Source organism: Paraburkholderia sp. (assembly GCF_036488505.1).
Classification (GTDB): Bacteria; Pseudomonadota; Gammaproteobacteria; order Burkholderiales; family Burkholderiaceae; genus Paraburkholderia.
Genome location: NZ_DASXHN010000472.1, coordinates 1 through 11,989 on the forward strand (window position 1 = coordinate 1; position 11,989 = coordinate 11,989).

Consider the following 11,989-nt stretch of genomic DNA (forward strand, 5'->3'; position numbering starts at 1 on the left):
CGGCTAACGCGCGTCACGCACTCCGCGGCAAAGCTGGCATCGTCGCGGATGAAAACGTAATACCGCTGCTCTTCCCACTTGATGCAACACAAGCACCGCGCGAATCGGACGGCGGCAGATTCGGAGTTATCCGAATTTTGAGAGATAGTGTGCATGGCAGCATCGGAACCCCCAAAAAACAGAAGAGGGTTTCGATATGTCGGGTGCCGATAACGAAGAAGGCGTGAAGATTGTACTGAGTGCCCCGCAACTCGCGGCCGTGCTATCACGCCAGTCGATCAGCCACACGGAGATGCTCACCAACCGGCTGTGGGGCGGACTGGAGGTCGTCGGCGGCGTGCTGGAAATGGTCGGTGCGGCTGCGCTCTGCGTTTTGCCTGAGCCGACGATGGCAAGCAAAGCCGGCTGTATCGTGTTTGGGGTACATGGCTCGGACACGGCGGCAGCAGGCCTGCGGCAGGTCTGGACGGGCGGGGACACCGCGACGCTGACCCGGCAGGGCACGACGAAGCTTGCTGAAGCGATGAAGGCGAGCCCTGACATCGCGAACAATATCGGCCTGTCGCTCGATATCGCGGTGCCATTCGGCTTTGCCGGCTCGATCAGGGCAGCACGCGCTGCTCGTATCACGGTGGGCCGGATCAATCTGCACATGCACGAGGCGAAGGCGGGCAGTCAGATCGGCGGACATACGATTTTGAAACATGTGGGGAGGACTGAGGCGCACTTGCGGGAGAGGCTCAGGTTGGAGCCGAAGAAGGAAATAGTTTCGTCTTTCGTCAATCTTGAGCAGGCGGAGTGGGCCATATCGGAAACGATGCGCGCAAGTGCGTTGGAGATTCACGCATGGACGAAAGCACCAACCCGAAATTTGACGCTGAGAAAGAACGTTGGAAGAAAAGTAGGTTATGCATTGGTCAAGAAGACCGACACGTTGGTAGATAGCAGTACCGTGGAGGTAGTCTTGAAGTACAAGACGTATAACGGGATGCCGTACTACATCCTCACGGCTATGCTCGACAAGTGACTTATGGGTATGGATGCATGAAATATTATGATCTGGGGCAATTGATCCTTGGCTACTTCAATGAGGATTTCGACTACTGGGGAAACACAATGGAAGAGCTGGTCCGCGCTTGCGCAAGCGGATGCACGCCAGACATGATTAACGCAACGGTGGCCGACATAGACCGGTTCAAGAGCGATCATGCTGGCAATCTTGACGCGGCTTTCGAGGAGGAATTTGGCCACCACTGCAATCCGACCGCGTGGGAGCAAACCACCGAGGCTTTTCTCGACAAGATTAAACGTCTTCTTTTAGGCGAGTAGCCTGTCTTTCTCCGCACTGACAACCGCTCAGGCCCGGCAAAGCGGAGTGGGATCGAGGCCAATGCAGGGAAGTGAAGGTCGTCTCGAATACGAAACGTATAACGGCATGCCGTTCTACATTCTCACCGCCATGCTCGGCGACTAATTTCGAGTGAGTGTCAGTAGATGAAATACGACAATCTGGATCAATTGATCGGTGTCTACTTCAACGAAGATTCCGACTACTGGGGAAACACAATCGAAGAGTTGGTTCGGGCTTGTACAAGCAGATGCACGCCAGAAATGATTCGCGCGAAGGTGGCAGACATAGACCGGTTCAAAAGCGATCACGCTGAAAATCTTGACGCCGCATTCGTGGAGGCATTCGGCAGGCAGTTCAATCCAACGCTGTGGGGGCACACCACAGCCTCTTTTCTTGACGAGCTTAAGCGTCTTCTTCTGAGCGAATAGCCTGTACTTCCCGGAACATATAAAGAGATGCCGTACCACATCCTCACGGCTATGCTCGGTGACTGATTTCGCGTAGATATTGATATATGAAATACTTCAATCTGGATCAATTGATTGGCGGCTACTTCAACGAGGATTTCGACTACTGGGGAAACACAATTGAAGAGTTGGTTCGGGCTTGTGCAAGCGGATGCACGCCAGAAATAATTCGCGCGACGGTAGCCGAGATAGACCAATTCAAAAGCGATCATGCTGAAAATCTTGACGCCGCCTTTGAAGAATTCGGCATGCAGTTCGATCTGACGCTGTCGGGCCACACCACGGAATCTTTTCTTGACGAGGTTAAACGTCTTCTTCTGAGCAAGTAGCCTGTGCTTACTCCTACCGGACGACCGCACAACGTCTGACAAGGCTTCATGTACTGTCACTTCACCCGATAACTGACAGTGGCAGCCCCACTGCGCGGCGTCACCTCCATCGATCTCCAGGCATACGCCGCGGATCATCGCCGCCGCACCGTTCACTAGAAACCAGATAGGTGCGGCGACTTCCACTGGCTCGGCAAAGCGGAGTGGAATCGAGGCCAGCGTCGGGAAGTGAAGGTTGTCTTGAAGTACGGGACGTATAACGGGATGCCGTACTACATCTTCGCGGCTGTGCTCGACAGGCGACTTATGGGTATAGATGAATGAAATATTACGATCTGGGGCAATTGATCCTCGGCTACTTCAATGAGGATTTCGACTACTGGGGAAACACAATTGAAGAGCTGGTCCGCGCTTGCGCAAGCGGATGCACGCCAGACATGATTAACGCAACGGTGGCCGACATAGACCGGTTCAAGAGCGATCATGCTGGAAACCTTGACGCGGCTTTCGAGAAGGAATTTGGCCACCAGTGTGATCCGACCGCGCGGGAGCAAACCACTGAGGCTTTCCTCGACAAGATTAAGCGCCTTCTGCTGAGCGAGTAGCCTGCGTTTCTTTGCATCGGACGGCCCCGTCGTTGGGAGGGTTTCCTGGTACTTTCACTCCGCCGTGCAACCGACGGTGCGTGCCCCCTCTACCGCGCCGTATAACCCCCATCGATCGGCAGATACACACCGCTGATCATGCGGCCGCACCGGGAAGTGAAGGTTGTCTTGAAGTACGAAACGCATAACGGATGCCGTACTACATCCACACATCTATAGTCGAACGCTGGTTTCTCCTGGAGATTGATCTATGAGATACGAAAACTTGTATCAATTGATTTGCGGCCGATTTCACGAGGATTTCGACCTGTTTGGAAACACAATTGAAGAACTGGTTTCGTCATTTACATGCGAATGCACACCGGAAGAGATTAACGCGACGGTGGCCGAGATAGACCAATTCAAGTGCGACCACGCTGGAAATCTTGACGCCGCATTTGAGGATGAATTCGGCAGCCAGTTCAATCCGACGCTGTGGGTGCACACCACGGAGTCTTTTCTTGACGAGGTTAAGCGCCTTCTTCTGAACGAGTAGCCTGTGCTTCTTCCGGCCGAACGGCCCCGCCCGTCCGGCAGGCTTCCATCTACTTCCATTTCACCTGCCAACCGATACAGCGCCCGCCCCTCTACCGCGCGGTATAACCCCCATCGATCGGCAGGCACACGCCGCTTATCATCGACGCCGCGTCGCTCAGCAAAAACATGATCGGTGCGGCAACCTCCGCGGACTCCGCAAAACGCCTGAGCGGAATCGCCTGTAACGCAGGATCGCGTTTGACCGGATCGCTCCACGCTTGCACCGCCATCGGCGTCAGCGTGACCGTCGGGTTCACGCTGTTCACACGAATCCCGCTCGGCCCCAGCTCGATGCATAGCGCGCGCGTCACCGCATCCAGCGCGGCCTTCGACGCCGAATAGCTCAGATGCTCGTCGAGCGCGACGAGCGCCGCCTGACTCGATACGTTGACGATGCTGCCCGCGCGCCGCGCATCGAGCATCCCGCGCGCGACGTGCTTGGCGACCAGCACCGCGCCGCGCGTGTTCACCGCCATCACGCGATCGAAGCTCGCCGCCGTCGTATCGATAGCGCGCTCGAGCAACGCGATGCCCGCGCAATTCACCAGGCCATCGAACGGCTCGAGCGACGCGAACGCGTCGTCGATCGCCGCTTCGTCGCTGACGTCGAGCATCAACGGCTCGCAACCGGTTTCCTCAGCGAGCCGCGCGAGTTCGTTCACGTTGCGCGCCGCCGCGACGACGGACGCGCCGCTCGCGCACAACGCTTCGACCGTCGCGCGGCCGATGCCGCTGGAGGCGCCCGTTACCAGAATCGAGCGGCCGGAAAAATCGAAAGTGGCGTTCATGATGATTGCAACCGATGCATGACCGGCTTCAACGCCGGATAAAGATCCGTGTACACGCCGAAGCGTTGCGCGTATAACGCCATGCGCTTGGCCTCCGGTTGCGCGCGTTCGATCAGCGTGACCCAGCCGCCCTGCGCAACCTCCCGCGATACCAGCCCGACGCCGAACGCCGCGAGCAGCGCGGCGCCCATCGCCGCCTCGACGTCCTGCTCGATCGTGTAGACCGGATAGCCGGTGACATCCGCGATGATCTGCATCCACAGGTCCGAATTCGCGGCGCCGCCGACCACGATCAGCTTGTCGTCGAGCGAAGGTGCGCCTTTGCGCCCCGCCTCGATGTTGTGCTTCAGCGCGAACGACACACCTTCGAGCACCGCGCGATACAGATGCGCGCGCGTATGAAAAAGACTCAGGCCGACGAATGCGCCGCTCGCTTTGGCGTCCCACACCGGACTGCGCTCGCCCATCAGATACGGCAGAAACAGCACGCCATCGGCGCCGGCCGGCACCTGCGCGGCCGACGCTTCGAGCAAGCGATGCGCATCGCCATGCGGGGTCGCGCGCGCGGCCTCGATCTCCGCGTGACAGAACTGTTCGCGGAACCATGCAACCGACGCGCCCGCGGTGATCGCGCCACCGAACACATAGATGTCGTGCTGGCCGTTGAACACATGCGGCATGCTGACGAGACCATGGCGCGCGTCGACATCCTGATCGATATAGCCCCAGCACATGCTGGTGCCGATCATCGCGACGTGCTGACCCGCGCGCGTGACGCCTGCCGCAAACGTCGCCATCGCCGCATCGACGCCGCCCGCGACGATCGCCGTGCCGGCGTCGAGTCCGAGCTGCGGCGTCCATTGCGACAGCAGGCCGCCCACCACTTCCGACGATTCGACCAGGCGATCGGGCATCATCGTCGCGGGAATGCCGAGCATGTCGAGCGCTTCGTCCGACCAGTCGCGTTTGGCGATGTCGTACACGCCGCCGATATTGCCGGCCGAACTGTGATCGACCGCGACCTCGCCGGTCAGCAGGTAAATCACGTACGCGTTCGGCGGCAGAAAATAGCGCGTATGCGCCCATACGTCGGGCTCGTTTTCGCGCAGCCACAGTATCTTCGTGTAGCCGTAGTAGCTGTCGACGCCGTTGCCGGTGATCGTGCAAAGCCGTTCGACATCGACGTGCTCGCGCACCCACTCGACCTGGCTGGTCGCACGCCGGTCCATCCAGATCAGGCATGGCGCGAGCGGCCGCATCTCGCTGTCGACCGCAATCCCGGATCCGCCGTACAGGCTGCTCACGCACAGCGCGTTGATCGAACTCGCGGCGACGCCGGCCGCTTGCGCATCGCGCACGCACGCGGCCACGCACTCGATCACCGCCTTCACCCACACCGCGGGCCACTGTTGCGCCCATAGCGGCTTCGGCGTATCGGGCTGATAGCTCGACGCGTGCTGCGCGACGATCCCGCCATGCTGATCGACCAGCAGCGCCTTGGTGCTCTGCGTGCCGATATCGACGCCGATCACGTAGTTCATAGACTCTCCATTGACAGCTGATGCTCGGCATTCGCATGCGCGAGCTTCACGCGCGCGGTTTCATCAGCACCTTGATCGAATCCAGCGAGTTCGCGATTCCAATCGCCTCGTCCCATTCTTCCAACGAAAAGCCGTGTGTAACGATGCCCTTCGATGTAACCAGCCCGCGCGCCAGCAGATCGATCGCGATCGGATAGCAATAAGGCCCAAGATGCGCGCCGCGCACGTCGAGTTCCTTGCGATCGCCGATCACCGACCAGTCGAGTGTCGTATCCGCGCCGAACACCGAAAACTCGACGAAGCGCCCGAGCTTGCGGATCAGATCCATCCCCTGGTTCACGCCGATCGGCGCACCGGTCGTTTCAATATAGACGTCGCAGCCGTAGCCGTCAGTCAGCGAATGGATGATCGCGAGCGCGTCATCCTTCTGCGGATTGATCGTCACGTCCGCACCGTATTCGCGCGCCAGTGCCAGGCGCTCTTCGACCAGATCGATCACGACGAGCTTTTTCGGCGTTTTCAGATGCGCGACCTGGGTCATCATCAGACCGAGCGGACCCGCACCCGCGATCACAACCACGTCATCTAGCTGCAGATCACCGCGATTGACCGTATGAATCGCGCACGCAAGCGGCTCGATGATCGCCGCGTCTTCGAGCGAAATGCCATCGGGAATCTTATGGACGATCGCGGTCGGCGGAATGCGCATGTATTCGGCCATGCCGCCGTCCGCGACTTCGCGCTGAAAGCCGAAGATGTTGTGCACTTCGCACATCCAGTACTGGCCGGATTTGCAATAGCGGCACTTGCCGCACGGCACGATCTGCTCGGCGATCACACGCTCGCCTTTCTTCACACCGAAGTGTTCGGCTGCGCCGTCGCCGAGTTCCTCGACATAGCCGAAGAACTCATGGCCCGGAATCACCGGCGCTTTGACCCACGGGCTCGGGCCGCCCCAGAACATCTTCGCGCCCGAATGGCATTTGCAATCGCTCGCGCAGATCCCGCACGCGGCGATTCGGATTACGAGTTCGCGCGCGCCGGCGCTGGGCTTTTTCACCTGCTCGACGCGATAGTCTTTCGGCGCATGACAGACGATGGCGGTCATCGTCGGATTGTCGATTTGAGTCGTCATTGCATGGTCCTGCCAGTTGGAGAGAGTTTGGGAGATTTACTTTCTGCGGTCGCGGCTGATATAGATCGCGAGCAGAATGATTCCGCCCTTGATCACGTTCTGCACGTAAGGATTCACGCCGACCATGTTCAGCCCGTTGTTCAGCACGCCGAGCAGCAGCGCGCCGATCAGCGTGCCGATGATCGAACCGCGGCCGCCGGAGATCGACGTGCCGCCCATCACGACGGCGGCGATCGCGTCGAGTTCGAAGCCGACGCCCGCGTTCGGCTGGCCGCTCATCAGGCGCGCGGTCAGCACGATCGCGGCGAACGCCGAGGTCAGGCCCGCGATCGTGTAGACGAGCAGCTTCACGCGCGCGACCCGCACGCCTGAGAGCCGCGTCGCCTGTTCGTTGCCGCCAATCGCGTACACGTAGCGCCCAAACGGCATGCGTTCGAGCAGCACCCACGCGATCGCGTAGACGACGACCATGATGACGACCGGCGCCTGGAGGTGGAGAATCTTGCCGCTGCCGAAGAAGCTGACCCAGTCGGGCAGCCCGTCGATCGGATAGCCGCCCGTGTAGATCAGCGCAAGACCGCGCGCGATGCCCATCGTCGCGAGCGTGACGATGATCGGCGGCATACCGGCGAACGCGACGAAAAAGCCGTTGGCCGCGCCGAAGCCGAGACCCACCGCGATGCCAACCGCCAGCGCGGCCACCGCGTTCATCCCGGCCACCATCAGCCCGGCCGCGAGCGTGCCGGACAGCGCCATCACCGAGCCCACCGACAGATCGATGCCGCCCGTCAGAATCACGCAGGTCATGCCGACCGCGATGATCGCGTTGATCGACACCTGGCGCAGCACGTTCTCGATGTTCGCGGCGGACAGAAAGCTGTCGCTCGCGAACACCATCACGATGCACACGACCAGCAAACCGATGAACGGATAGAACAGCGTCGAACGTTTGAGCGCGGCCCAGCTGAAGCGCACCGGCGCGCCGGGCGTATCGCTCGCCACGGTGGACGGTTTCGGCGATGAAGACGGATTAGGCGTGTTCATGATTGGCTCCGAGCGAACCGGCGGTCGCATAGGTCATCACGGCGTTCGACTCGATCGCGTCGCCTTCGAGCATGGCTTCGATACGGCCCTGCCGGAAGACGGCGACGCGGTCGCACATGCCGACGATCTCAGGCAGCTCGGACGAGATCATGATGATCGAATAGCCGCGCGCGGTGAGTTCGCGCATCAGCAGGTAGATTTCGGCCTTCGCGCCGACGTCGATACCGCGCGTCGGCTCGTCGAAGATCAGGATGTTGGTGTGGTGATTGAGCCAACGCGCGATCACGACCTTCTGCTGGTTGCCGCCCGACAGCGTCGCGACCTCCGTGTGCATCGTCGGCGCCTTCACGCCGACGCGCTTCATGATGTCGGCGGTCGCGCGCGCCTCGGCGCGCTGATCGATAAAGAAGCGCAGCGAGCGGTACTTGCCGAGGTTGTTGATCGAGATGTTCTGCTTGATCGAGAAGTCGGTAATCAGCCCTTCGGTCTTGCGGCTCTCGGGCAGGATGCCGACGCCCGCGCGCAACGCATCGGCGGGATCGGCGAGTTTCGCGGCCGCGCCGTTCACGCGAATCTCCTTCGCGTAGGCCCGTTCCGCGCCGATCACCGCGAGCGCGGTCTCGGTGCGCCCTGAGCCGACCAGCCCCGCGAAGCCGAGAATTTCGCCTTCGCGCAGCGTAAAACTGAGTTCAGGGCTGTCCTTGAACAACTGCAGGCGCACGACGTCGAGCACGATCTTCGCGTCGGCGCGCGGCGGCGGCTTCGGCGGAAAGCTGTTTTCGATGCGGCGCCCCACCATCATCTGCACGAGCCGGCTCACGTCGGATTGCGCGACCTCGGTCATGCCGACGTACTGGCCGTCGCGCAGCACCGTGATGCGGTCGCATACCTCGAAAATCTCCTCGAGGTGATGCGAGATGAAGATCATCGCGACGCCCTGCTGCTTCAACTCGCGCATGATCGTGAACAGATGCGCGGCTTCGGCCGGCGTCAGCGTCGCGGTCGGTTCATCGAGAATCAGCACGCGCGCATCGAGCGACAATGCCTTGCCGATTTCGACGAACTGCTGCTGCGCGACCGACAGTTCGCGAATCGGCACCGACAGGTCGATCGCGACGCCCAGCCGCGCGAAAATGGCCGCCGCCGCACGCCGCATCCTCGTACGGTCGAGCATGCCGAAGCGAGTGCGCATTTCACGGCCGAGAAACATGTTCTCCACCGCGTTCAGATACGGAATCAGGCTGAACTCCTGGAACACGATACCGATGCCCGCGGCGACCGCATCGTGATAGTTCGCGAAATGGCGCGGCTCGCCATCGAGCGTGATCGTGCCTTCGTCCGGCTGATAGATGCCGCACAGAATCTTCATCAGCGTCGACTTGCCCGCACCGTTCTCGCCAAGCAGCGCGTGAATCTCGCCGCGCGCGATGTCGAGGTGAATCGCTTGCAGCGCCTTCACGCCGGGAAAGCTTTTGCTGATGTTGTCGAGCTTGAGAATCGTGTCCATCGCGTGTTCCTGTCGCGGCTTGCGTGGCAGCCGGTCGCCGTGCGCATCGGCCGCGCACGGCAACCGCCACACTCAGCGCATGCGCCGTTACCAGCTAAAGCCTTTCGCGTTGCTCTTGTCGATCATCTTCACGTCGACAGGAATCGTTTTCGGCACATTGGCGCCCCACTTCTTGGCGAGCGCGATGCCGAGCGCGATGCGCACCTGGTCGGCCGGAAACTGCGCGGACGTCTCGACGAATTTCGAATTCGGCTTCTGGATCGCGGCGATCGCTTCAGGCGCGCCGTCGACGCTGGTCAGCTTGATGTCCTTGCCCGACGATTCGATCGCCGACAGTGCGCCCATCGAGCCGCCGTCGTTCACGCTGAACACGCCCTTCAGATTAGGATGCGCCTGAATCATGTTCTCGGTCACGGATAGCGCGGTCGCGCGTTCCTGTTTGCCGTTCTGCGTGTCGACCAGCTTCACGCCCGGCGATTTCGCGAGCGCCGCCTTGCAGCCGCGCACGCGTTCGAGAATCGGCACGACCGGAATGCCGTCGAGAATCGCCACCTCACCGCTGCCGCCGATCGACTTCGCCAGGTACTCGCAGGCCATCACGCCCGCGTCGTAGTTCTTCGAGCCGACGAACGAATCGACCGGGCCGTTGGCATTCGCATCGACCGCGACGACCACCACGCCCGCCTTCTTCGCCGACGTGACCGCCGACTGGATGCCGGTCGAATCAGTCGGATTGACGAGCAGGATGTCGATCTTCTTCTGCAGCATGTCTTCGACGTCGCTGACCTGCTTGCTGACGTCGTGGTGCGCGTCGGTGACCACCACCGTCGCGCCGATCGACGCGGCCGCATCGTTGAGCGCCTTCTGCATCGTCACGAAGTACGGGTTGTTCAGTTCCTGGAAGGTCATGCCGATTTTCAGCGGCGCGGCTTGCACGGTTTGAGCGGCCGACATCGCGACCAGTGACAGACCGAACGCCAGCGTGGCAACGCGGCGGGCAAGCGTGCGCGGCGAACCCGGCCGCCCGGATGACTTCAACGCGGACTGGCAAGCAGACCTGAGAGCACGGTGCAGCGGCTGGTTAGCGAATTGCTTCATGGTTGTCTCCTTTTTTTGAAGTGAGCACGCCCGTCGCGCTGTGTGCGCACAGCGCGATGCGTGTTGAAACGCGAGTGGACCCGATTAGCGGACTACATGAACGGACTACGTGAGCGGATGAGCGGCGCCGCCGCGCGGCAGCCCCGGCGCAAGCACGATCGCCGGTGCGTTGTCGATGCCCCTGCCGTGCGCGGCCGCCTGTTCGGAAGCGTCGCGGCTCGCATCGTTCAGTTGCTGGTAGCGGCGAAAGGTCGACGGCGCCATTCCCTTTACCGCGAGAAACTGCCGGTTGAAATTCGACAGGTTGTTAAAGCCCGCCTTGAAGCAGATGTCGGTCACGCTCAGTGTGTCGTCGGTCAGCAACTGGCACGCGAGATTGATGCGCATCCGGTTCACGTACTGTACGAACGGCAGCCCGGTATGGCGGCGGAAGTAGCGCGAAAACGCGCTGACGCTCTGCCCCGCCAGCTGCGCGAGCTCGGATTCGCGCAACTCGTTCGCGAGGTTCTTGCCGATATACGACAGCACATGATTGATGCGGGTCGCCGCGAAACTGGCCGGATCGGCCTGATATGCGGGGCTCGCCAGCGTGTCGCGATCCTGCGCGCTCATCAGGATGTCGAGCATCGACATGAACAGCACGAGCCGGCGCAGCCCGCGCGCGGCGAGCAGTTCGAGAAAGAGCGGCTGGATCTGCGCGGCGGTCTGCGGGCCGAACGACAGCCCGCGGCGCGCGTCGGCAAGCAGTGCCTGAAGCTGGCGCCACTCCGGGAAACTGTCGACGCAGTTCGACACGAACTCCTGACCGAACTGCACGACCAGATTGCGCTGCGCGACGCTCTGCCCTTCCGGCACGTCGCTGACCCAGTTATGCGGCAGGTTCGGCCCCATCAGCACGAGGTTGCCGGGCGCGAAGCTGCCGATGTAATCGCCGACGAACATCTTGCCGGTGGTCGCGACGATCAGGTGAATCTCGTATTCGGGGTGAAAGTGCCAGCGCACCGTGCGGTACGGATAGCCATGCGACCACACCTTGAACGATTCGTCGGGGCGCACGGCCACGATTTCGAGATCAGGTTCCACTGTCTGCCTCCATGAGGCGGTCGCGCTGTGAACGATATGCGCGCCGCCGAATTCGAGCTTGTTAAAGCTAAAAGTAACCGCGAAACACGCGAGCCACCACTCGAAAAGAGACCGCTGATCGATACTTTTTTGCATTCGGGTTAGCCCCGACGCTCGGAAGGTCAAATTTGATGCAATGCAAAAACCGTCCGTACGGCTGGGATGCTCGCTGCGGTACGCGTTTCGCCTTGACTTTCGCCCCACCCGGTACGATCATTCGCTCACATACAGAGCAAATGCTCGACGCACATAACGCGCGCTTCGAGCGCGAACGATTGCAACCTGGTTGCATGCGGGCAGCAGCAGCGGACGAGCGCTCACTCTGCCCGACCTAGGAGACACACATGAACAGCGGGCAAGGCAGCGGCGCGGCCGCACACGTGATCCTGCACATCGGCGCGGGATCGTTTCATCGCGCGCATCAAG

At 61.0% G+C, this 11,989-nt stretch carries 14 protein-coding genes; 7 read left to right on the plus strand and 7 right to left on the minus strand.

Features of this window, described 5'->3' with window-relative positions; genetic code table 11:
- The 7 genes from VGH68_RS27275 to VGH68_RS27310 all read left to right on the plus strand — a co-directional run.
- Nucleotides 1-227, plus strand: a 227-nt coding sequence (locus VGH68_RS27275) for a hypothetical protein (protein WP_331606837.1), incomplete at its 5' end; no start/stop codon positions are given.
- Nucleotides 197-1,027 carry an RNase A-like domain-containing protein gene (locus VGH68_RS27280; protein ID WP_331606838.1) on the plus strand — a complete coding sequence of 277 codons (831 nt, stop codon included), beginning with the start codon at nt 197-199 and terminating at the stop codon, nt 1,025-1,027. The genes VGH68_RS27275 and VGH68_RS27280, both read left to right, overlap by 31 nt.
- A gap of 17 nt (nt 1,028-1,044) precedes the next feature.
- Nucleotides 1,045-1,329 carry a contact-dependent growth inhibition system immunity protein gene (locus VGH68_RS27285; protein WP_331606839.1) on the plus strand — a complete coding sequence of 95 codons (285 nt, stop codon included), beginning with the start codon at nt 1,045-1,047 and terminating at the stop codon, nt 1,327-1,329.
- A 165-nt stretch (nt 1,330-1,494) separates the two neighbouring features.
- Complete coding sequence (locus VGH68_RS27290; RefSeq protein ID WP_331606840.1) at nt 1,495-1,779, plus strand: contact-dependent growth inhibition system immunity protein; 285 nt, start codon at nt 1,495-1,497, stop codon at nt 1,777-1,779.
- Nucleotides 1,780-1,865: 86 nt separating this feature from the next.
- On the plus strand, nt 1,866-2,147 hold the full coding sequence (locus tag VGH68_RS27295; RefSeq protein ID WP_331606841.1) for a contact-dependent growth inhibition system immunity protein: 282 nt from the start codon (nt 1,866-1,868) through the stop codon (nt 2,145-2,147).
- Nucleotides 2,148-2,467: 320 nt separating this feature from the next.
- Complete coding sequence (locus tag VGH68_RS27305; RefSeq protein ID WP_331606842.1) at nt 2,468-2,752, plus strand: contact-dependent growth inhibition system immunity protein; 285 nt, start codon at nt 2,468-2,470, stop codon at nt 2,750-2,752.
- A 250-nt stretch (nt 2,753-3,002) separates the two neighbouring features.
- A complete protein-coding gene (locus VGH68_RS27310; RefSeq protein ID WP_331606843.1) occupies nt 3,003-3,287 on the plus strand; it encodes a contact-dependent growth inhibition system immunity protein in 285 nt (94 codons plus the stop codon).
- A gap of 91 nt (nt 3,288-3,378) precedes the next feature.
- Here VGH68_RS27310 and VGH68_RS27315 read toward each other — a convergent pair whose 3' ends face one another.
- The 7 genes from VGH68_RS27315 to VGH68_RS27345 form a co-directional block, all read right to left on the minus strand.
- A complete protein-coding gene (locus tag VGH68_RS27315) occupies nt 3,379-4,116 on the minus strand; it encodes an SDR family oxidoreductase (protein ID WP_331606844.1) in 738 nt (245 codons plus the stop codon).
- Nucleotides 4,113-5,657, minus strand: a complete 1,545-nt coding sequence (locus tag VGH68_RS27320; RefSeq protein ID WP_331606845.1) for an FGGY-family carbohydrate kinase — start codon at nt 5,655-5,657, stop codon at nt 4,113-4,115. The genes VGH68_RS27315 and VGH68_RS27320 overlap by 4 nt, the downstream gene beginning before the upstream one ends.
- A 46-nt stretch (nt 5,658-5,703) precedes the next feature.
- Nucleotides 5,704-6,792, minus strand: a complete 1,089-nt coding sequence (locus VGH68_RS27325; RefSeq protein ID WP_331606846.1) for an alcohol dehydrogenase catalytic domain-containing protein — start codon at nt 6,790-6,792, stop codon at nt 5,704-5,706.
- Between the two features lie 36 nt (nt 6,793-6,828).
- Nucleotides 6,829-7,836 (minus strand): ABC transporter permease, encoded by a 1,008-nt coding sequence (locus VGH68_RS27330; protein ID WP_331606847.1) that lies wholly within the window; start codon nt 7,834-7,836, stop codon nt 6,829-6,831.
- Complete coding sequence (locus tag VGH68_RS27335; protein ID WP_331606848.1) at nt 7,823-9,343, minus strand: sugar ABC transporter ATP-binding protein; 1,521 nt, start codon at nt 9,341-9,343, stop codon at nt 7,823-7,825. Before VGH68_RS27335 ends, VGH68_RS27330 begins: the two co-directional genes overlap by 14 nt.
- An 87-nt stretch (nt 9,344-9,430) precedes the next feature.
- Nucleotides 9,431-10,297 carry a substrate-binding domain-containing protein gene (locus tag VGH68_RS27340; RefSeq protein ID WP_331606850.1) on the minus strand — a complete coding sequence of 289 codons (867 nt, stop codon included), beginning with the start codon at nt 10,295-10,297 and terminating at the stop codon, nt 9,431-9,433.
- Nucleotides 10,298-10,546: 249 nt separating this feature from the next.
- Entirely contained in the window at nt 10,547-11,524 is a 978-nt protein-coding gene (locus tag VGH68_RS27345; protein ID WP_331606849.1) for an AraC family transcriptional regulator, read from the minus strand.
- Nucleotides 11,525-11,989: the final 465 nt, after the last annotated feature.